General features: G+C 59.0%; 16 protein-coding genes, 1 tRNA gene and 2 pseudogenes. 9 read left to right on the top strand and 10 right to left on the bottom strand.

Annotated elements, in window-relative coordinates:
* The first annotated feature begins 79 nt into the window (after window positions 1-79).
* The gene (locus PXJ20_RS02050; RefSeq protein ID WP_421030047.1) at window positions 80-1,888 is read left to right on the top strand and encodes a terminase ATPase subunit family protein; all 1,809 of its coding nucleotides are present in this window, start codon (window positions 80-82) and stop codon (window positions 1,886-1,888) included.
* Window positions 1,885-2,898 (top strand): phage portal protein, encoded by a 1,014-nt coding sequence (locus tag PXJ20_RS02045; protein ID WP_421030046.1) that lies wholly within the window; start codon window positions 1,885-1,887, stop codon window positions 2,896-2,898. The genes PXJ20_RS02050 and PXJ20_RS02045 overlap by 4 nt, the downstream gene beginning before the upstream one ends.
* Window positions 2,899-2,960: 62 nt before the next feature.
* On the opposite strand, the gene PXJ20_RS02040 is transcribed toward PXJ20_RS02045, so the two are convergent.
* From PXJ20_RS02040 to PXJ20_RS02025, 4 genes are all read right to left on the bottom strand, one after another.
* Complete coding sequence (locus tag PXJ20_RS02040) at window positions 2,961-4,907, bottom strand: AAA family ATPase (RefSeq protein ID WP_421030045.1); 1,947 nt, start codon at window positions 4,905-4,907, stop codon at window positions 2,961-2,963.
* Window positions 4,908-5,406: 499 nt separating this feature from the next.
* Window positions 5,407-5,838, bottom strand: a complete 432-nt coding sequence (locus PXJ20_RS02035) for a very short patch repair endonuclease (protein ID WP_421030044.1) — start codon at window positions 5,836-5,838, stop codon at window positions 5,407-5,409.
* A complete protein-coding gene (locus PXJ20_RS02030; protein WP_421030043.1) occupies window positions 5,838-7,730 on the bottom strand; it encodes an ATP-binding protein in 1,893 nt (630 codons plus the stop codon). Before PXJ20_RS02030 ends, PXJ20_RS02035 begins: the two co-directional genes overlap by 1 nt.
* A gap of 126 nt (window positions 7,731-7,856) precedes the next feature.
* A complete protein-coding gene (locus PXJ20_RS02025; RefSeq protein WP_421030042.1) occupies window positions 7,857-8,900 on the bottom strand; it encodes a DNA cytosine methyltransferase in 1,044 nt (347 codons plus the stop codon).
* A gap of 174 nt (window positions 8,901-9,074) precedes the next feature.
* Between PXJ20_RS02025 and PXJ20_RS02020 the strand changes: the two genes are divergently transcribed.
* The 4 genes from PXJ20_RS02020 (at window position 9,075) to PXJ20_RS02005 (ending at window position 12,896) form a co-directional block, all read left to right on the top strand.
* The gene (locus PXJ20_RS02020) at window positions 9,075-9,563 is read left to right on the top strand and encodes a hypothetical protein (protein ID WP_421030041.1); all 489 of its coding nucleotides are present in this window, start codon (window positions 9,075-9,077) and stop codon (window positions 9,561-9,563) included.
* Between the two features lie 436 nt (window positions 9,564-9,999).
* Window positions 10,000-10,095: transfer RNA gene (locus tag PXJ20_RS02015), tRNA-OTHER, on the top strand.
* 299 nt (window positions 10,096-10,394) lie between these two features.
* Window positions 10,395-11,468: an acyltransferase family protein gene (locus tag PXJ20_RS02010; RefSeq protein WP_421030040.1), complete on the top strand. Its 1,074-nt coding sequence runs from the start codon at window positions 10,395-10,397 to the stop codon at window positions 11,466-11,468.
* 438 nt (window positions 11,469-11,906) lie between these two features.
* Window positions 11,907-12,896: a sulfotransferase family 2 domain-containing protein gene (locus PXJ20_RS02005; protein WP_421030039.1), complete on the top strand. Its 990-nt coding sequence runs from the start codon at window positions 11,907-11,909 to the stop codon at window positions 12,894-12,896.
* A 427-nt stretch (window positions 12,897-13,323) separates the two neighbouring features.
* Here PXJ20_RS02005 and PXJ20_RS02000 read toward each other — a convergent pair.
* Window positions 13,324-13,470: pseudogene (locus PXJ20_RS02000) on the bottom strand (sn-glycerol-3-phosphate ABC transporter ATP-binding protein UgpC); the annotation flags it as partial.
* Window positions 13,471-13,694: 224 nt separating this feature from the next.
* On the bottom strand, window positions 13,695-14,426 hold the full coding sequence (locus tag PXJ20_RS01995; RefSeq protein ID WP_277597048.1) for a DsbA family protein: 732 nt from the start codon (window positions 14,424-14,426) through the stop codon (window positions 13,695-13,697).
* A gap of 814 nt (window positions 14,427-15,240) precedes the next feature.
* On the opposite strand from PXJ20_RS01995, the gene PXJ20_RS01990 reads away from it, so the two are divergent.
* Together PXJ20_RS01990 and PXJ20_RS01985 are read left to right on the top strand one after the other, a co-directional pair.
* Window positions 15,241-15,714 (top strand): hypothetical protein, encoded by a 474-nt coding sequence (locus PXJ20_RS01990; protein ID WP_199544553.1) that lies wholly within the window; start codon window positions 15,241-15,243, stop codon window positions 15,712-15,714.
* Between the two features lie 608 nt (window positions 15,715-16,322).
* Entirely contained in the window at window positions 16,323-18,098 is a 1,776-nt protein-coding gene (locus PXJ20_RS01985) for a methyl-accepting chemotaxis protein (RefSeq protein ID WP_421030038.1), read from the top strand.
* Between the two features lie 70 nt (window positions 18,099-18,168).
* Here PXJ20_RS01985 and PXJ20_RS01980 read toward each other — a convergent pair whose 3' ends face one another.
* From PXJ20_RS01980 to PXJ20_RS01970, 3 genes are all read right to left on the bottom strand, one after another.
* Window positions 18,169-19,371, bottom strand: coding sequence for an NnrS family protein (locus tag PXJ20_RS01980; protein WP_421030037.1), 1,203 nt, complete (start codon window positions 19,369-19,371; stop codon window positions 18,169-18,171).
* Window positions 19,372-19,435: 64 nt separating this feature from the next.
* On the bottom strand, window positions 19,436-19,852 hold the full coding sequence (locus PXJ20_RS01975; protein ID WP_126878107.1) for a PAS domain S-box protein: 417 nt from the start codon (window positions 19,850-19,852) through the stop codon (window positions 19,436-19,438).
* A 69-nt stretch (window positions 19,853-19,921) separates the two neighbouring features.
* Entirely contained in the window at window positions 19,922-20,392 is a 471-nt protein-coding gene (locus PXJ20_RS01970) for an Rrf2 family transcriptional regulator (RefSeq protein ID WP_026120924.1), read from the bottom strand.
* Window positions 20,393-20,643: 251 nt separating this feature from the next.
* Between PXJ20_RS01970 and PXJ20_RS01965 the strand changes: the two genes are divergently transcribed.
* Window positions 20,644-21,051 carry a putative zinc-binding protein gene (locus PXJ20_RS01965; protein ID WP_421030036.1) on the top strand — a complete coding sequence of 136 codons (408 nt, stop codon included), beginning with the start codon at window positions 20,644-20,646 and terminating at the stop codon, window positions 21,049-21,051.
* Window positions 21,052-21,338: 287 nt separating this feature from the next.
* On the opposite strand, the pseudogene PXJ20_RS01960 reads toward PXJ20_RS01965, so the two are convergent.
* A pseudogene (locus PXJ20_RS01960) lies at window positions 21,339-21,578 on the bottom strand (DUF2249 domain-containing protein); the annotation flags it as partial.
* Window positions 21,579-21,606: the final 28 nt, after the last annotated feature.

The following is a 21,606-nucleotide window of genomic DNA, read 5'->3' as shown; positions in this document are numbered from 1 at the left end:
AACGGACGGCGAATGTACTGGCGCCGCCGACATATGGCCGGACGTGCCCGCGCGCGCGTGGAGCCCTACGCTTGCCGGCATGACAGAAACGCCGCTTTCCACCGCACACGAGACCGCATCGCCTGACAGCGACCTGCGCACCGCCGCGCGTGCGCTCTACTGGCAGGGCTGGCGCATCTCGTCGATTGCGCGGCACCTCGGTGTGAAGCGCCCCACGGTGGAGTCGTGGCGCCGGCGTGAACGGTGGAGCGACACCAGCGCCGTGGCGCGCGTCGAGTCGTCGCTCGAGGCGCGGCTGATGACGCTGATCGCGAAGACGGAGAAGGACGGTCGCGACTTCAAGGAGATCGACCTGCTCGGCCGGCAGATCGAGCGCCTCGCGCGCGTGCGGAAGTACGGTGAGACGGGGCGCGAATCGGACCTGAATCCCGCCATCGAGGCGCGCACGGAGGCGAACCGGAACAGGGCGCGCAGTGGCCAGGGCAGACGCGTTGCCCGCAACGAGATGAGCGAAGAGCAGCACGAACGCATCGTGGACGCGTTCCGCGAATCGCTCTTCGACTACCAGCGCGTGTGGTACCGCAACGGCGACCAGCGCACGCGCAACATCCTGAAGTCGCGGCAGATCGGCGCCACGTGGTACTTCGCACGCGAGGCGCTCGTCGATGCGCTGGAGACCGGGCGCAACCAGATCTTCCTGTCGGCCAGCAAGGCGCAGGCGCACGTGTTCCGGCAGTACATCACGCAGTTCGCGCGCGAGGCCGCCGAAGTCGATCTCACGGGCGACCCCATCGTGCTGCCCAACGAGGCGATCCTGTATTTCCTCGGCACGAACGCGCGCACGGCGCAGAGCTATCACGGCAACTTCTATTTCGACGAGTACTTCTGGGTGCCGAAGTTTCGCGAGCTGAACAAGGTCGCCTCGGGCATGGCGATGCACAAACGGTGGCGCAAGACGTACTTCAGCACGCCGTCGAGCGTCGGGCACGAGGCGTACCCGTTCTGGAGCGGCGCGCACGCGAACCGCGGCCGCCCGAAGGAAGAGCACCTGCACCTCGACACGAGCCACGCGGCGCTCGCGCGTGGGCGCCTGTGCGAGGACGCGCAATGGCGCCAGCTGGTGACGGTGGAGGATGCGGTCGCCGGCGGCTGCAGCCTGTTCGACCTCGACGAGCTGCGCCGCGAATACAGCGCCGAGGAGTACGCCAACCTGCTCATGTGCCAGTTCATCGACGACACGGCGTCGGTGTTCAGGCTCGCCGAGCTGCAGCGCTGCATGGTCGACTCGTGGGAAGAGTGGGCCGAAGACTTCTCGCCGCTGCTGCTGCGCCCGTTCGGCTACCGCGAGGTGTGGGTCGGCTATGACCCGGCGCTCTCGGGCGACTCGGCGGGCCTCGTGGTGGTGGCGCCGCCGCGCGTCGCCGGCGGACCGTTTCGCGTGCTCGAGCGGCTGCAGTTCCGCGGCAACGACTTCGAGGTGCAGGCGGACCGCATCCGCGAGGTGACGCAGCGCTACAACGTGACCTATATCGCCATCGACACGACCGGCATGGGGCAGGGCGTGTACCAGCTCGTGCGCCGGTTCTACCCGGCGGCCGTGGCGCTCAACTACTCGCCCGAGATCAAGACGCGCCTCGTGCTCAAGGGGCTGTCCGTGGTGCGTAACGGTCGCCTGCAGTTCGACGCAGGCTGGACCGATCTGGCCGCGGCCTTCATGGCGATCCGGCAGACGGTGACGGCGAGCGGCAGACAGACCACCTTCGCGGCCGACCGCAACGAGGAGACCGGCCACGCCGACCTCGCGTGGGCCTGCCTGCACGCGCTCGACCACGAGCCGCTCGCGGGCAGCGACGGCTGCAATACCTCATTCATGGAGATTTACGCGTGACGAAGGACACGGCCGCCGCGGGCGGCGCAGCAACACACGTCGAGGCGTTCACGTTCGGCGATCCGGTGCCGGTGATGAACACCGGGGACATTCTCGACTACACCGAGTGCTGGTCGAACGGGCAGTGGTTCGAGCCGCCCGTGAGCTTCGCCGGCCTCGCGAAGTCGTTTCGCGCCAGCACGCATCACAGCTCGGCGCTGTTCTTCAAGGCCAACGTACTGGCCTCGACCTTCGTGCCGCACCGCTGGCTTACACGCAGCGCATTCGAGCGGTTCGCGCTCGACTTCCTGACGTTCGGCAATGCGTACCTTGAGCGGCGCGCAAACCGGCTCGGCGGCACGCTCGCGCTCGAGCCGGCGCTCGCGAAGTACATGCGCCGCAGGGCGGATTTCAGCGGCTACGTGTTCGTGAGCGGCTGGAAGGGTACGCACGAGTTCGCGCGCGACAGCGTGTTCCACCTGATGCGCCCGGACATCAACCAGGAGGTGTACGGCCTGCCCGAATACCTCAGCTCGCTGCACGCGGCGTGGCTGAACGAATCGTCGACGCTGTTCCGGCGCAGGTATTACGAGAACGGCTCGCACGCCGGCTTCATCCTGTACATGACGGACGCGGCGCAGAACCAGCAGGACGTGGACGACATGCGCGAGGCGCTCAGGAAGAGCAAGGGGCCGGGGAATTTCCGTAACCTGTTTGTCTATGCACCGAACGGGAAGAAGGACGGCATCCAGCTGATTCCGGTGTCCGAGGTCGCAGCGAAGGACGAGTTCTTCAACATCAAGAACGTGACGCGCGATGACCTGCTGGCGGCGCATCGTGTGCCGCCTCAGCTGCTCGGGATCGTGCCGGCGAACAACGGCGGGTTCGGGGCGGCCGACACCGCGGCGAACGTGTTTGCTCGCAACGAGATTGAACCGCTGCAGGCGCGGTTCATGGAGCTGAATGCGTGGCTGGGGGAGGAGGTGGTGAGCTTCAGGCCGTACGCGCTACCTGCAATAACTGGCCACTAGACGTGTGCGGATATCTGGAAAGTTGCGGCCTTGTGCGCGGAAATATCCGATGCGCTACTCGGCTAGATTGTTGGATTGTGCTCGCACTTCTCCAGTACGAACTGCTCAATCTTGTCGAGTAGCTCAACGCAGTCCCAGCGCAGGTCGTTTTCGTTAAGTCCAGGCATTGAAAGCGCGGCCTCCATAAACTCCACCTTGTTGTCGGATCCCCACGCGCTGCGGCCCTTTGCAAGTGCCTTCGAGGTTCCGTTCGTGCCGCTATCGACGATGTCGGCGGTGGTTAGAAAATCGCTAATCGCCTCGTGATAGGCTTCGTATTGTCCAATCTTTAAACCGTCCAGCGACACTTGATCTGCGTACTTCTCGAAACTCTTCCAGACTACTGTCACGGCATGCGCGACTGCCTTCTCGGGAAGATAGTTTTCCACTTCCCGGCCGCCGGTCCATGCAAACATTGCCGCCCGCGGACGCTCCTTATTTAGTAAATTAATTTGATTAAAAATGCGACGTGCTCCTGCCTTCAGATAGTCACTTGGGGACGAGTTTTTCTCTGGAGCGTGTCGCAAATCGGAGTCAACGACGATGATTGGATGTCGACACACGCTTAGTGTGTCGAATGCAGAAAGGAAATGCGCGTCGTCGGCCGCGGACATATAAGAGATAAGTGCTCCTCCATATTGCATAAATGTGTAATGGAACCCCTCCCTCAGCCCTTTGTCTGATAGCCGTTTTGTGAGCCATCGCCGATAAAACAACAACTCGGTTGGTCCCTCAACCCATATCACCACGTTGGCAGTGAAGAGCGTCTTCGCTGGATGTATTCCGAGTGCTTCAAGCGCCGAATATGCCTCGCGACGTGTTGCGATGGGGTTGACCCCAAGACGCACGTCGAGATTTTCTTCGTTGTAATCCGCTATGCATCTAAAAACGCGCCCGCCGGACGTGAAGACCGGTGCAAACTCGGAGGCGTGTGTTGCGATAACGTATTGGCGACCGTCTTCGAAAATCAAATCTAAAATGCGTGAGCGACGAGTTGGATGCAAGCCATTTTCGGGTTCGTCCCAGAGAACGATGCAATTCTGATCTATGAGCCTTGTAAGGCCAAAGAAACTTAGCGATACCTTGGTACCTGTTGACGCTTTGCCATATGGTGCTCCATTGATGTGTAGTGACTGTCCTCCACCCGCCTCTTCGGATAAATCAATGTCTGCTTGTAGCAGGTGATTTAGTCGCTTCACCGTTAGATCATATTTTTTGAATTCTGATTTTCGTCCTTTTTTTTGAGCCATTAATTGATGGATGAATTTCGGGATATTGCTTTCTAGGAGGTGACTGGCATCGACATCGATATACTCGAAAGATGGCAGTGATAATTCTTTCAAAAATGAGTCTACATCTGAGCGCTGAAATGTTTGCTCGCCAGTTGAGCTTGAAGTGCTTTTTACTAGATTCTTGAGTCTTAACTGTTCCTGACGCTCGGGCAGAGATTTCCGCGCGACATCAAGCTGAGGAGTCATGGTGTGCTGATTTTGTGGGGGCAACTGTCGCATCTGTGTTTCTATTGAACGAATCGTTTCCATTGCTTCTTGGACGGATCTCTCCGCGTCGCTGATAGCGCTGCGTGTGAGTTGCTGCGAAGCAGAAAAGTCAAGAGAGTGATCGGGGAACTCAATACGATTGACACAGAACGTGGAGTCGTCACAGATCACTTCTATGCGCATCGTTTGATGCCCCTCTCCAACATGCTCCGACAATCCACTAGTATTTAGTGGGTTTTGGCTAGAGAACTCCAAATATGCTGAGTTGAATCGGTTCCAAGGATCGTGTTTCGGTAATAAATCGGACAGTGTGTTTTTGCCGAGTATCTCGAAAACAAGCCGTAGCGTATTAAGGATGCTACTCTTCCCTGTTCCATTAGGGCCAATCAGGGCGGTGAGCGAGTTGAGATCTTTCAGCTCAAGAGTGGAAAAGCCGGCGAGCCCTGAAAGTTTACAATTTACTAAGAACATGGATATGAGGACGTGAATTAATAGATCGCTTTTTTTACTGCGCCTGTTGAAGCTGCCTTCTATCGACCGTCGGATGATTCGGATTTGTACTTTGGATTTTGTGGCGCTATTTTTGTCTTGGTAGAAACTGACTCGCGTAGCTACCGATAAAGCATCAAGCAGTCAAAGCAAGAAACACCTTAGCTCAAATTTTATCCGAAGTGTTACCCGGCTATAACCTAGCTCGCGTGACCTGTCGGGCTCGCTTCCATGCCGCCTAATGGCGGATTGCGCTGATAGGCTTTGGCCGGCCGAGCAAGAGTGGTTTGCAGTCCCCTCCGCGCCTGCGGGCTCCGTTTGTCGGTCAGTTTTCTTGCGTCTTCCTCGTTGCATGTCGGGCTTCGCGCTGCGGCGCTGAGTGGCTTCCGTGCCACGCGGAAATGGTGCGTTTTGATGCGCGATCATGTATCGACTAATTAACGGGTCATCGGTCGATTAGCATGAGCGTTTCTTACAACGCCTATGCTTTCCCTTGGTGAATAAGTCGCCGGATTGCTTGCACAACCGAGTTTAACGCTTCAGCTGTCTTAGTTTGGTGTTCCCAGACTCGCAGTACGGTCCAACCCTCAGATTCTAGCCTCGCGTCGACCGCTCTATCGCGCTCTTGGTTTCGCAGCAGCTTGCTTGCCCAGAAATCTTCGTTGTTTTTCGGCTTGCTGCCATGCAGTGGACAACTATGCCAAAAACAGCCATCGACGAAGATGGCCAATTTGTGGCCGGCAAAGATAATATCTGGGCTCCCCGGCAGACGACGCGATAGCCTTAGCCGATACCGTAGTCCCTCAGCCCATAGCGCCTGCCGCAAAACAAGCTCGGGCGCGGTGCCTCGCTGCCGTACCTTAGCCATCAGCGACCGTCGAGCCGCTGACGTCTCAAGGTGGCGGGAGCCCATTAGATCTGTCCAATTAGCTTGGCGATGGTCGCCGCCTTGTCTTGTTTTTTTGTGTATTCCATATACGCACGTTGCGCGCTATCGATGAGGGAGTCGTAGTAAACAATTCGACCATTGATTGAGTCAAGTTGAGTTGCGACGAAGGCTTGGTCGGCCTCGTCCTCCACAGGCTTTCCCAGCACAAAGATCACTTCAACTCGCGCTGGCTTACCCGGCAATGCGACCTGTGCACACTTCTCAATCGCAGATTTGTACTTTCGCCCCTGCCGGACGAGCGTCATAACATCACATGAAACTGTTGCCCGCTTTAGTTCGATCACCAGATGCTGGCCAGCAGTAGTTCTGTACTTGATATCTAATCTTCCCTTGCGCTCCTCATCCGTTAGATTCGCGTCAATATCTCCCCATTCGTGCATGACGCGACTCTCCATAATTTGTGTATCGTCTGCACGCTCCCACGACGGATCAAGCAGCCACAGATGATCGAAGAGATATTTCTGAAGAACTTTCTCCTTCGCGTTTGCGTCTACGAGACCTTTGAACGACGAGATAACGTCCATCCTACCCTTTGCTATATCGTAGTAGAGAGTAGATTCGAGGTCATCGTGCCGTTCAAGCAATGGTATCAATCGCTCAGCCCCATACGATATCGCATCGGCCAATGCTCCCGTCATTTCTTTGATGCGCAGGCGTTCGAACGCATAAATCGCGTGCCGATAAAGTTCTTTACGTTCTTCCGGTTTGTCCTCAAGAGGAAGGGCGTTAATGCGTGCGACCAACTTCACGGCGTGGGGCCGGACGCCGTCGCTTAATGTGTTCAGCCATTCCCGAATAGCTGGGTTTTCTTCTGATGCATCGCTTGCCCCTTCCTCTTCCCTCCAAATATCCCATTGCCTCGCGATTTTGCGCAACGCTTGCCGAAAAAAGGAGATCAAATAACTATATCTTTCATCGTCTTCGACCACACGCTGCCGGTCGCTTGTCGCAATGTCTTCGAGGTCGTCGCTATCTAGGAAGTCTGCTTCTAACTGACCCGTGAGGTATTTTGTGTAAATGCCACCATCGTTGATTGCCTCAAGGATGTTCTCTTGGAACAATCGTCCACGCGCGTGCACCACTACAGAGTTCAGATTGCCCTCGGATGTTTTGAGTTGGCTCGGAGAGCGTACGCTACCGATCCACCCATTAATAATCCAGCCCTGAGGAGGGGGCGCTCCCTTCCATTCGATGTAGTCAACTAGTGCATCCTGCTTTCTAAGGTCATCGCAGTATTTACCATAGTCTGTTGTTTGGCCAATGGACCAAAGGAACTGGACGTTTCTGAGATCGTCCCGATCTTTAAGTGTCACCTCGACGTCGTCGACGAACACACGAAATTCGTTACTCCCGATTACCGAGAAACGTCGCGCCAACTTCTTTCGAAGGGCGGCTGCAGTTGCCGGAATACGTCCGCGCCTGAGGTCGGTTAGCGTAATCTGGGTTCCCTCACGAACGGTCACGCTTTCTGACGGTAGCTCGGGCGGATAGTAGGTACCTTCGCCCTCGTTAATCGCTTCTTGGATGCCTTGAACTGTCATCGTGAGGCCGTGAAGCTCACCATCTTTGGCTGACTGAACCTCTACTTCCCCTGCAATAGAAAATAACGAGAGCTTGCCGATGCCTTTACGTCCCATCGGATCCCGTCCGCGCGGCGTCTTCCGTAGTTCCACGTGGTCGCGTTTTTGATAACCCACGAGCAGATACCGGTCATTCATGTCCGCGACCGTCATTCCGAAGCCGTTGTCCGAAATGACTATCCGGTCACTACTCAATGAAATGTCCACGCGAAGCGCGTCGGCATCCCAGGCGTTTGCCACGACTTCTGTTAGCACTGCGGCGACGTTACTGTACAAGTTTATGCCTAGGTGACTAAGGACACTGAGACTCACCCGCATCTCATACTTGTGCTGTCTTGCGGATCGGGAGTCGAATTCGGATGGAACAGCGGACATTTGGTCCCCTTCAGTACGGGTTATCTGTTACGCGTTCTTGTGACGTTTCGTGTGTTCCAGCAGCGTTTCCCCGATAACTTCGCCGAGCCGCACGGGTACTGCATTCCCGATCATGCGGCCAATTGTCCGGAAATTGATTGATTCCTCATCCGGTGCGAATTGGTAGGTCTCGGGGAAGCTCTGGAAGATAGCAGCCTCTCTCAAAGAAATCGCGCGATGTTGAGTGGGGTGGCCGAAGCGACCATTTCCGTAACCGTAGCAAAGCGTGGTCATTGTGGGCGCTGGAGCATCCCATGACATTCTTCCATATACGCTGGCATACGTTGCACCCGATTCCCTTAGATGACACTTCGCTACGAGTTCTGGGGCCCAGTCTCGCCAAGTGCCGCCCGGTTTAGATTGTTTTATGCGTTTTAGATTTATCTGTGACAGACCACTTGCACAGTGTAGAGGGTCGTCCTCGTCTTTACCACCCGCCTTTAAGGTCGGCAAGTGTCCGATTACATCCCTCACAGTGACGTACTTATCAGCAGCGTGTGTGGGCGGCTTGAGAGCAATTGGGCCGAGCTGTGATGCCAGCAAAACTAGTCGTTGACGCTTCTGGGGAAGGCCATAGTCAGGGCAATTTACTACCTCTGCCCACGTGTAATAACCAGCTTGCTCAAGTCCTCTCCGAAAGTCAGAGAACACTTTGTGTTTTGCGAGCTGCGGAACGTTCTCCATCGTAACCAACTCCGGTTGCGTGTTGACAACCAGGCGGCCGAATTCATATAGCAGGCGCCATTTCTTGTCGGCCTTCGCGTCGCCTCCTTGTCGATATGTGGAGAAGGGTTGGCAGGGGGCACATCCGGCCAGAAGGCGAGTCCCCCGTTTGGGCCACAGGCGAGCCAAGTCATTGCCAGATACCGTAGCAATGTCCGCTCTAACGTAGCGTGCCCCATTATTGGTCTCGTACGGCCACTCGCACGCCTGGTCGATGTCTATACCCGCCGTCACTCTGATGCCGGACCGGATAAGTCCGTGCGTGAGTCCCCCGGCGCCGCAAAACAAATCAATCGCATTGATCGCCATAGCTCTCCCTATGCTCATGGCGCGAGATTCTAGCGGAACTTCCCAAAAAATCGTGGCCTATCAGCGTTGTGCCAGCCCGTCAAGGTGACTGTGAGAGGTGACGCTTGCCAGGGCCTCCGGCGCACGCGCAATAAAACACCTGATCAGGCGAATAGCTCGCACATAAGGAAATTGTTGTATGATGAGCATTGTCCGAAGCTCGGACGCAAACCCGCACTGTGCAACCCCGGTGCAATCCTTGATGCCAGTCTGTCGACTACCTTTCTGGAGAGTTTTGTGCGTAGACGAATTAAACGCTCGCCGGCGGTCACCGCCGCGCTGGTCCTCCTCAATGCCGCCTTGTATGCCGAAGAAAAAGGCCGCGATGTGTCGCGTTACCGCTTTTCCCGCGAGTCGCTTCGGCATACGTCCGGCTGGTACCGGCTCAGCCAGCCATTTCTTGAAAGTCTCGCCGAAGAATTGGAGGCCTTGGGATGGAAACTAATTGATCTGAGCGACACTGAACTCGCAACGATACAGGTTGCGAAAATCGATGTCTGGCCGAAGTTGGGAAACAAGCGTCTTGGCGAAGCAGGCTTGCTTGACGCTTCTGACGAAGACATATTCGACAAGTACGACTCGCACCTTCCCGACTCTTCTGGTGACGCGGATGGCGACGAGTAAAGGCTAGTCCAAACAGCCTTTTTAGGACCACCCGCGCGACCCCATTCGCGGGTGGCCTAAGTCGGGACAGTTCGATAGTCGCCCGGTGCACTGGTAGGCGGCATTCAAGCCGACTGCGTGCTATCGCCCCCAGGCAGTTCGGTGTTTCCAATTCAGCACCGAGGCCCATCAGATAAGCTTCTGAGAACCGCGGGCGCGAACATTTTGGAAACGCAATAAGCTTCTATCTACCTGATATTCCCCGAAATTGCTGCGGCTTTGTAATCAACTGCAATGGTCTCAGCGTGGTGTGGCGGGTTGTCCTTGGAATGCCGCGAGAGCGGCGTGGACCGCCATGTCGAGCATGCTGCCGCGAGTTCGGCTGTACAGTGAAAATACAGTGTGGGCGAACTTGGACGCGCCTGATTGACCTTGATTAGCCTTGGTTTTGCAATTTGCGAGTTGCGCAAGGCATTGATTTTTAAGGGACTGTGGTGCGCCTGTAAAACTCCGAAGGCAGGGGTTGCTGGTTCGATCCCAGCCGGGCGCGCCAAAATTCGAAGTGATGCCAGGTCGGGCCGATGAAATCTGACCTGTCGAAATCAAGGCCCCTAAGGCAAATGCCGAGGGGCCTTTTTCATTTCCGGCGCCGTCATAAATTCCACTTTCTGCGTCACGTGGCGGAATAGCGGCGGAATTAAGAATAATCCAGACTCAACAAAAATTATTTAATGTCTGGAACAGGGATGGCAGAAATCTGGAAATGGGGCCGCTACTGACGAGCCGAGATTCGTCGTCTGGACTGCTCGTTCAGGTAAGATTCATCCTTTCCAAATATTTCGCGCGGAAAGAATGACGACAATAAAACGGTATAAGTCAATTCAAGTGCTCCGCGCACTTGCGGCACTCGGGGTTGTGGCGTTTCACACGGAAGGGGACGTCGGTGCGTACGGATGGGCGCCCCGCGTATTCCCGCATTTTTCCCGATACGGCGAACTCGGCGTTGATGTGTTCTTCGTGATCTCGGGGTTCGTCATTGCTCTTGTCAGCTACGGGGAGCCGCAAGGCTTTCAGGCAGCACGCAAATTTCTTGCGGCCCGGATCACGCGCATTGTCCCACTGTATTGGGCCCTCACCTTGCTGTTCCTCGCGCTTCTCGCCATCGTGCCGTCCGCCTTCGGTCATCCCCGGCTCAATGTCTGGCATGTCGTCACGTCGTTCCTGTTCCTGCCGTCGATCAATTGGTCCGGAGTTATCGCGCCGGTCATAAACGTGGGATGGACGCTCAACTACGAAGCGTGGTTTTACGTCGTGTTTGCCGCTGCCATGTGTATCACCAGTCGCCCGTTGATCGTGGTTGCGACGTTTCTCGGCATCACTTCGCTCCTTCGGCTGGCGCACGGTTCTGGCGTTCCGTTTCTCGTGTACACAGACCCCATCGTGCTTGAGTTTGTCGCGGGCTGCTGCATTGCCACCTACTGCGCGCGCGGAAAGCCAATTCTGCCTGGCGCGGCATTCGTCGTGTTGCTGGGCGTTCTGGTGCTTAGGAAGCTGTACGCGCCCACGCTCACTGACGATAACCGGTTTATCGTGTTTGGCGTGCCTGCATTCGGGATTGTGTTCGCTGCATTGGCACTGGAGGCACGCATCCGTTGGAGCAGTTTTCTCGGCAAACTCGGCGATGCTTCCTATTCGCTCTATCTGACCCACGTGCTGTCGCTGCCGTTTGCCCTGAAGGTGATCCAGATGGCGGACAGGCAGCACCGGCTCCCGGGCGACCTGGTTTGTCTACTTGTGGTCGCCTGCTCGATTGTCGCGGCGTTCGCCTGCTACCGCCTGTTGGAACGTCCATTGACGCGAGTGGCGGGGCGTTGGTTGGCACGACCCGCTGATGCGAACAAGGTGGAGGGAACGATCGCTACCTGACGGAGTTTCTCTCGCGTGACTTCGCCCATACTCACGCGACGAGGTCTTTCTTCTTGTGGAATGTTCGGGTTTGGACGGGCATTTCTTTCCGCAGCCTTTTGCCGGATATGTTGTCGCCCTTTTGCCGGGGGCTTGCGGATCATTCCTGTCTGGTTACGTCGCGACCAACACTGCGACGCATGGGTTTGTGCGCAACGAGATTGATACGCTGCAAGCGCGTTTGCAGGCCCACCGCAAGCCTTGCCAGAAAAGATCCTCCGCTTTCCGCGAATTGCGGTTTTGGAAACGGGAGGTTCCACCGGGCGAAGGTAATTGATGGTAATTTTTTGTAATTCAACGTCATCAAAGAGTTTGGCTGCTTATTCAGAAGGCGTCTCTGCAGGTTTTTATATTTTCATATAAGCTTTCATGTCATCCAATTTTTGATTTCATTTCGCCATGCCTGTGGATAAGGAACGTATTGGAAGCTTCTACGAAAAGTATTTGGGTCGGCAGCCGGATATACCGGGGCTGGAGCACTTCCACCAGTACGATGTGCCGATCGACGTCGAGCGTGCCATCATTGGTTCCGACGAGTTCAGGCGGAACGACCGGCTTGTCCGGTTTCCGGGCACGCTGGTGGCCTGGAAAATCTGCATCCTGGAAGAGGCGAAGCTTATATTCGTGCCGATCGCCAAGAATGCGCACACTTCTATCTTGTCAGCACTGCTGAAACTTAGAGGCATTGACTGGCGAGCCTTTCCCATCCACGACGAGCTATGCGCCCGATTTGGAACCGATGATGACAAGGTCCACGCGGTACTGGCCAGTCATGACACGGGACTGCTGCTCAAGGATTTATCGCCAGATCGCATCGACAAAATTCTCAGAGATCCCGAATACCTCCGCGTGACGGTATTCCGCGATCCATTGGATCGAATCGTCAGCGCATGTAATCACTTCTTCGTTCAGGAGGCGAAAAATCCGCTTGCTCAGCAGCACGCGGCGCAGGTGGTGAACGCCTTCGAGCACGCGCCCGATACGCACACGATAAGCAATCCGTGCGAATTCTGGCTGCGAAGATTAATAAAGTTTCTGGCGTTAAACCGGCATATTGAGCACGATCCGCACTGGGCGCCGCAATACGAATATATCAAGGGCTTGCGAATCGATCATATCGTGCCAATTGAACGACTCGACATCCTGGAGAAGATCGTCGCGGCTCGGAGCGGTAAGCGTTTGCACATCGAGTCGCGCAACGCGCGAGGGACTCGCGACGGCTCGCGCGACGCCATGAACCAGGAATTGCGCGACGCGATCGAGGAGTACTACTGGATCGACCGAAATCTGTACGAAGCGGCCAGAACAAATGCCAGTGAACTCGACCGCCAGTTCGGCGGTAGCCTTGAATACACAGGTCGCCAACCGGCGCAGGTGACCCCACGCTAAGCGGCAACCGGGCGTCCGATCAGAACGAGTGACTCATTCCAGGGCGCACAAGCGTCTGGCCGCGCGACGGCCTCTGACGGCGATGACAGGCCATTCCCCGCATCGCCGACCGAGGCGGTCGCGGCAATCACGTTCCCGTAGGCATCGAGCGTCGTGCCGCTTGCACGCTGATAACCCACGAGCGCATACAGTTCCGTGCGCTTCGGGAGATCGTCGAACGCAGCCAGGTTGCCTTGGTGGTACGTTGCGGATGCCCAAGCCGAGCGAGCCCTGCTGCGTGAAGCTCCCCGCCACGCCGCCGAGCGCGTAAAGCGCCTCGCCAGTCCAACCACTAAAGGTCCGCGACCTGTACTTGATCGCGTTATTCACACGTGAGCTGTGGTCGAGGTTGTTCACGTCCTCCAGCGTTGCGGCCACGCCGCTCATCGACGAACCCGGCGACGAAGGTGTTGGCGGGCTCCCGATAGATAGTCTCCGGTGTGCCGACCTGTTCGATGCGTCCGCCTTGCATCAGCACGATGCGGTCGGCCATTCCCATTGCTTCGGTCTGGTCGTGCGTCACGTAGAGGGACGATCACGCGATGGCCCGGCTGAGCGGCCAGTGCAAGCTCCGCGCGTGAGCAGAGGCGAATGCCCGTTGCCGCGCGCCTTTGGAGGGCAGACGCTACGCCGCTATCGGGCCCAACGTGAAGGCCGCGTTACCCGTGTATGTGCGGCATGACCCGGTGATGAGGGGTGTTCGCGACCGGGTTCTCGACCCGCGTCGCCAGAACTGAATCTCTATGGCTTCGCGCGGCTTCACCGCTTCGCCAGGACCTTCTCGATTGCGTCTTCAAATACGCCCGACGGCTGTGCGCCCACGATCAGAACGCCTTGCACGGTTCCGTTCTTTTGAGCACCCACCACGAAAGAGGGCGTGCCGGAAATACCCAGCGATTGGGCGTATTTGCTGTCTGCGGTGATGTCGGCCAGATACTTGTTGTCGGCCATGCACTCGCGATACTGCTCATCGTTCAGACCGAGACTGTGCGCATACGATGCGAGCGAATCGGTGTCGATCTTGTTCTGATTCTTGAAGACCAGCTCCTTCATTTCCCAGAACTTGTGCTGATCGCCGGCACAGCGCACCGACTGAGCAGCGTTGATGGCCAGAGGGTGAAAATCGAGCGGCACGTCGCGCAAGATATAACGCAGCTTGCCGGTATCGATGTATTTTCGTTTGAGTTCAGGAAAGGTAGTGGATTCGAATCGCGCGCAATACGGGCACTGGAAATCCGTGAACGCCACCAGCGTCACGGGTGCGTCGGGCTTGCCGAGCACGTGCGCGGCCGTAGCTTTCACCGCCAACGTGCGCGGTGCTGGCCTCGCCGCCGCCGTGGGGGCGGCCTGCTTTGCCAGTAATTGCCGGATCTCGCGCAGCTCGCTGAGAATGGCTTCGCCTTGCTGCTTCGTCATGGGTTCGTCTGCAAAGGCTTTGGCGCAAAGCAGAGCGCCGCACAGGCACAACAACGTGGTGGTCCAGAACTTCATGCAATTCCCTGCTTATAACGATTGAATCGCAGACGGGCGGCAGCGCCCATCTGCGCATTGAGAGCGAGCCGGCTAATGACAGATGCCGCCTGAACAGACGCCTGACAGGCAGTCGGTCGATACCAGACAAGCGTTACCCGCGCTACAGGCGCCACATGCGCCGCCGCCGCAGTCCACGCCGGTTTCTGAGCCGTTTTTTACGCCGTCCGTGCAGGTGGCCGCCTGGCACGTTCCCGAAGTGCACACGCCTGATTGACAGTCGCTCGGTACAAGACAGCTGCTGCCCGCGGAACACGTCGAGCAGGTGCCTCCTCCGCAATCCGTAGCTGTTTCATTGCCGTCCTTCACACCGTCGCTGCAGGTGGGCGCCTGGCAGGTGCCTCCCAGGCAGACATCGCCGCCCGTGCAATTGGCGTTGGTGGAACACGGCGCCGCCACGCACGACCCTGAACTGCACGCCTGGTTAGCCGCGCAGACAACACCGCACCCACCGCAATTCGACGCGTCGCTGGAAGTGTTGACGCACGCCCCTGAGCACAGGCTGTAGCCCGAGGCGCACGAGCAACTCACGGCCACGTCCGTCACATTGGTGCTCACGGTGCCCGAAGAATGGCTCACGGGGCAACTGAGGTTAGCGGGCTCGCTGGACACCGTGACGTTATACGGATTGCCGTAAGCAACAGCGGAGGGGAAGGTGAACCGGCCGTTTGCGCCCACAGAAAGACTGTCGCCGCCGTTGTTCTGCAATACCACGGTGCCGCTGGAGAGGCCCGTCAAATTGCCGCCTACCGTGTAGGCGTTCGTGGTGCACGTGATGGCAACGCTGGTGATATCGGCCGTTCCCATCACGCCCGAGCCATTCGCCACGCTACAGCTTTGTCCCGCCGGATTGGCCTGCACGCTGACCGAAAAACTGCCGCCCTGTGCAACGGGCGACGCGAATACGAATGCGCCGTTCGCAGACCTTGCAAGGTTGTCGGTGCCGTTGTTCTGCAACACGACAGTGCCGTTCAATCCGGTGATAGCGCCGCTCACCTTATACGCGTTGGCAGAACAGACGACGGATACGCTGGTGACATTGGACCCGGATACGGAACCTGCGCCGTTGGCCACGGTACACGTCTGCCTGGCCGGCGCCGTCAACACCGACACCTTGTACGCCGCGCCGTTTGGCTCACGGGTTGCGAAGGTGAACACGCCGTTGGCATTGACGGTGAGGTTGTCACCGCCGTTGTTTTGCATCACCAACGATCCGGACAAGCCTGTCACAGAGCCGCCAATCGAGTAGCCGCTTCCCTGCGAAGTCGTGGTGCTGGAGCTTCCGTTTCCGCCACAGCCCGCTGCAAGCGAGACGAAACCGCAGGCGAGTAGCCCGCGTGCAATGCGGGTCGCCCATTTCATATGGCCAACCCGCATTCTGGAGTGTTATCCGGCTGCCCTGCCGGGCCTCCTCGATCAAGAAGAGGACGTAGATCCGCTTGTAGCAACCCCGAACGCCGTCGCATGCCGAGCCTTTATTTGTAGTCGTTTTATAGCGCGGCATAGCCTACACATTGCAAGGATTCGTCGCAAGCGGTAATTCATACGCCGCGTTGCTTTGCTCGCCCGCGCTGAGCACGTCGCGGACCGGCCGCCGACGCCGACGGCAACACACGCCCCAGCACTTGCGGTGAAAGGCTATGTGCATGCTGATGAAGTGAATGTGTAATTTGTCCGCATACGCTGCGCGCCACGTCCTTACCCGGCAAAAACGTTCAGGAATGCAGGACGTCCACCGTGCTCAAGTCCTTGTGAAAACGGCCGTAAAACATGCTGACTGTCAGCCACAAAATATCAGCCACAAAAATGGCGCACGGCAGCGCCCAACATAACAACCCGGCTCAGCACGGACGCAACATGCACACTCTCGCGCACAGCATCAAGTTCAAGATCGTTCTCGCCTTCACCGTCTGCATCGGGCTCATCATCGCGGTTGGCGTGTTCGGACAAATCGGCCTCTCGCGGCTGAACGCGAACGTCAGCGATACGTACACGGGCAATCTCATCCCGATCATCGATCTCTCGGATGTGCGCGCAGCGCAACTCGACGTCCGTCTGCAGGTCCGTCGCGCCGTGTCTTTTCGCGACGCCACGGCGACGAAGTCGGCCATCGATCTCATGCGTGCGGATCTGGAGCAAATCGACAAGAGCTGGCACGACTACTACCCGGCTCGCGTCACCAGTGCGAAGGAACATGAAATTGCGGACCGCTTGAGCAACGCGCTCTCGCAGTTCAAGGCCAGTACCGCCGAACAGGTCTCCGGGCTCGAGGCCGGCAATTACGACGCGGTCGCGGAACTTATCACCCGGAATGGGCAGTTGAACGCGGCGCTCGCCAAATCGATCGACGAAGACTTCGTCGAAAACGAGCACGAGACCAAGGAAGCCGTTACGGACAGCGAATCAACCTTCGGCACCATCCGTTGGATATCCGTCGCACTGATTGGCCTTGGAATTGTGGGCGCAACGGGCGCAATGCTCTACCTCTCGCGCGCCATCACGAAGCCGCTGGGCGAAGCCGTGGGCGTGGCGAACCGCATCGCCGGCGGCCAGCTCGAGAACCGCATCACCGTGCATTCGCGCGACGAATTCGGCCAGTTGCTCGACGCGCTGAAGACGATGGACCAGCAGTTGAGCGAGACCGTGCGTGGCATCAAGTCGAGCGCGGAGTCGGTGACAGTCGCGGCACGCCAGATCTCCGCAGGCAATACGGATCTTTCCGCGCGCACCGAAGAGCAGGCCGCATCGCTCGAAGAAACGGCGTCCAGCATGACGGAGCTCACCGAAACCGTGAAGCAGAACGCCGACAACGCGAGGCAAGCCAACGGACTCGCCACGCGCGCCACCGATATGGCCGACGCAGGCAACGACGCGGTGCAATCGATGGTGGGCACGATCGAACGCATCAGCAGCAGCTCGACGAAGATTTCCGACATCACGGGCGTGATCGAAGGCATCGCGTTCCAGACCAACATTCTTGCGCTCAACGCGGCAGTGGAAGCCGCACGCGCAGGCGAGCAAGGCCGCGGCTTCGCCGTGGTGGCGAGCGAAGTCCGCAGCCTGGCGCAGCGCTCTGCTTCGGCGGCGAAGGAAATCAAGGAACTGATCGGGACCTCGGTCTCGATGATCCAAGACGGCGCGAAGCAGGCAGGCGACGTGGGCACCACGATGGCCGACGTCAAACAGGCCATCAAACAGGTGTCCGATATCGTCGGCGAAATCGCGGCGGCCTCTGAAGAACAGAGCCGCGGCATCGAGCAGGTCAATCAAGCGGTCATGCAGATGGACGAAGTGACCCAGCAGAACGCGGCGCTCGTGGAAGAGGCCGCAGCGGCCGCGCATTCGCTCGAAGAGCAGTCAGTCAATCTGACCGGCACGGTTGCCGTTTTCAAGCTCGCCAATTCGGGCGCGGCTCCCACGTCTGCGGTCGCGGCATATAGCAAGCCGCGCGTTCAGGCTTCCGCGCCGAAGACCACGGCGCACAAGTCAGCAGCAGTCGCACGGGCGAGCAGGCCCGTCGAGAAGCGACCGGTTGTTGCTGCCAGTGCGGCAGCCGCACCCGCACCCGTGCCCGTTGCTGTGGCGGCAACAGTGGCATCGACGCAATCGAATCAGGACTGGGAGACGTTCTGATTCCGGACTTCGCAGAAGCGCGCTGAAGGGGCGCAACAACGCGCGATCTCAGTGTGCTTCCGGCGCTTTCTCAGCCATCCTTACCATCGGCGCGCGCCGACGTCAGATAACCCGCGTACCTGAGCAGGTAGACCACCAGCGCCGCACACCAGCATCCAGCGGCCCCATCGATCCAGGCGCCCGTCATCGCGGGCACAAGCAGCGGGCCGAATACGCGCACCACGGCGGCGGCGATCATGAGCCAGTAAGCCGTGATTTCGTACGGTCCCGCGACGAGCCTGCGCCCAGTGTGACCCAACGCCGTGCGCGTAATCATGGCGATGATCGCGCAGCCCATCGCGCCCACTGTCAACGCGTGGATGGCGAGCGAATGGGGCAGCACGTCGAACGCGGCAAGCGCAAGCATCGCAAAGCCAATGGGCAGCCAGAAGTAAGCAACGTGCAGGATCCAGAGAATGGGCCGCGCACCCACGCGCCACGAGCGCCAGCCGTACATCCGTACGGCGTGGACCACGGCCGCTGCCGCGGCGCACGCGCCCACGAGCCATGCCGGCGCACCGGCTGCGTCCGCAGCGAGCGTCACGACCACGAGCGGCGCAGCAAGCGTTTCGACGGGCTTGAAGCGGCGCACCGTGAAACCGGGGATGGCGTTTGTCGTGAACATCGGCACCACGCGGCCCGCTATCACGGCCACGAACATCACGGCTAGCCCGGTGGCCGCATAGGCGGCGCGCAAGGCGAGGTCGGCGCGGCCGTCCCACGCCCACCAGTGAAAGAGCGCATTCAGTGTGCCGAGCAGCGCGAGCGCCACGGCGAGGAACATGTTGCGTCGATTGCCGGCCGCCTTGAGCACGCGCAGCAGTACCACGGCCGCCACCGGAAGAAAGAGGGAATCGACCACCGCGGCCACGGGTTCCGGTCCCGACCACACCAACACGCGCCCCGCTGCCCACAGCAGCCAGAGCGCGGCAAGGGACGCGCCGCGCGGCGTATCGAGCTGTGTCCACGCGCGCACGGCCGTGAGCAAAAAGCCCACGACGATTGCGGCGACGAACCCGAAAATCATCTCGTGGGCATGCCAGATCACGCCGCTGATCGCCGACGAACGGCCCGCCACCGCGGTGCCGTGTAGCCCGAGCAGCCACAGTGCGATTGCGACCGCGCCGAACACGGCACCGCCCAGATAAAACGGCCGAAAGCCGAGGCGCAGAACAGGCAGTGCTGTTCCAGGCCGATGCGGGTGACCCGAAAAGGGCTCGCTGATTTTCATCATGTTGCTTCTCCTGATTCGCGGGCGCGATCCTGCTCCACCCCAGGTGGACCCGCCCACGCGACGACTACACGGCACCGCCGTGACGCGCCATCATCCGTTCCTGTTCCACGCGCGCGGTGACGTCGCGCGCGACCGCCACTGTTCCGCAGACCGCTCCTTGCCGGTCGTGCACCAGTGCAAAACTCATTTCGACGTAAAGCTTGCGTCCCGACTTGTCCACGGCACGCGTGACCGTGGCGCGGCCATGCAGACGCGTCGTGCCGCTGGCCATGGCTGCGTCGAAGCCGCGCCAGTGGGCAGCGCGCAAATGCTCGGGAATGATCAGGTCGAGCCGGCTGCCCAGCGCCTCGGCAGCGGTAAAGCCGAACAGCGCCTCGGCGGCGCGGTTCCAGCGCGCTATCGCACCCGACCGGTTCGCGTAGATCATGGCGTCGGCCATGTCGTCGATGATTCGCTCGCTCAATGCAGTTGCCTCTTCCATCGTGCTGCTCCCGGATCGGTTTCGCGCCGTTGCCTCTGTCATGGCTTACGTTGCTTCGCGAAGAAGCGGCTACTGCTTCGCCATCCTGACAAGTGGCTGAACCGTTGCCGCGCTTCCCAGCAGCCGCGCGAGCGTGCTGCGTTCCGCGGCGATGTCGGCAAGCGTGTACTTGTCCAGCTCTTCCATATAGGCGCGCAACGCACGCCCGAGGACGCCACGCAGGCCGCATGCCGCGGTAATCACGCACTTGTTGCCCTCGGTGTCGAAGCATTCGACCATGCGGAAATCGGGCTCCGTGGTGCGCACCACGTCGCCCACCGTGACGCGATTCGCGGGCCGGCCAAGGCGCAGCCCGCCGGTGCGGCCCCGAATCGTGTTCAGGTAGCCGGCGCGCCCCAGCGCGTGAACGATCTTGACGAGATGGCCGCGCGCAATGCCGAGCGTGTCCGAAATTTCCTGGATCGTCACCAGCTCGTCGTCGCGTACCGCCACGTAGATCAGCACGCGCAAGCTGTAGTCCGTAAAGTCCGTAAGTCTCATGGAACACCTTTAAGATATGCGAATACTATATCTTTTAAGCTGCCGTCGCGCCAGTCTGTGTGGTAAGTCGCCGTAACGAACTCTCGCAGAGAAACGCGCCACCATACTGATCGATATCAAGCCGTTGCAACCCTGTAGCGAGACAATCACCCAAGTGCAGCCCGCGTGCCGCGCAACGCTAAATGTTCTAACGGTGAGAAATCATATGGAGCAGGAGGCAGCGTCTCAACGTAACAGGGAGAAGTAACCAGATGGGCAACGAAAGAAAAGCGTTACCGCTTGTGTACTCGTGCTCGGGCTGTTCGAGCGCCGCGCAACTGGCCAACCACGTGGCGCTGCAGCTGGACCGCCGCGGCAAGGCCGAGATGTCGTGCATCGCGGGCGTAGGCGGGGATGTTCCCGCGCTGCTGAAAATTGCCCATTCGGGACGGCCCATTCTCGCAATCGACGGTTGCCCCCTCGTTTGCGTGAAGAGCGCGCTGGCCCGTCATGGCATCACGCCGGCGAAGCATCTCCAGCTTGACCAGCAGGGCGTGAGAAAGCGCTTCCACATGGACTTCGATCCCGCCGACGCTGAACGCGTACTCGCAGCAGCGGAGGACGTGGCGCTCGAGCTTGCGGCAGATGCGTCGGTTGTGCAGGAGCACGACGTCGCCTGATTGATCGGCGCCATCCGAAAAACGTAAGCGGCTGAGGGGTCTTTAACGAGGCCTCTCAGCCGCTTTGCGCTTCATCTGCGTCGCCTGGCAGCGGCCTTCAACTGCGCTTTAGTGCCGCGATGCGACTGAGCCAGCGGCGTTCGCCGCTTCGCATGTATTCGCGACGATCGCCGCGCTCAGCCGCGCCACAAATCTCAGCTGCTGCACCCGCAGCCGCCGCCTCCGGCTCCGCCGGCACAACCCGCCGTTTCGCCCGCATCGTTTGCAGCCTGTGCGGCATCCAGCGCGACCACGAAGTCGATCACGATCTGCTGCGGCCGGCGCTCCACGTACTCGATGCGCACCTGTCCGCCGTAGCGCTGCTCGATCTGGTACAGCAGCGGGAGCGGATCGTGGTCGTTGACGAAGCGCATGCGCTCGCCATCCGCGAGCGATTCGATGGCGCCGAATATGGCGCCATGCCGCAGACGCTTCGCAATGCCGCGTGCGTCGAAGATGAATGTGTTGAGGCTCGAACTGTCGGTCATGAAAAGCTCCTTTGAGAAGGAAAAAGTT

Source organism: Paraburkholderia sp. A1RI_3L (assembly GCF_048957895.1).
In the GTDB taxonomy this organism is placed as follows: Bacteria; Pseudomonadota; Gammaproteobacteria; order Burkholderiales; family Burkholderiaceae; genus Paraburkholderia; species Paraburkholderia kururiensis.
The sequence above is the reverse complement of the archived record's forward strand: the minus strand, read 5'-3'. Positions and strand labels throughout refer to the sequence as shown.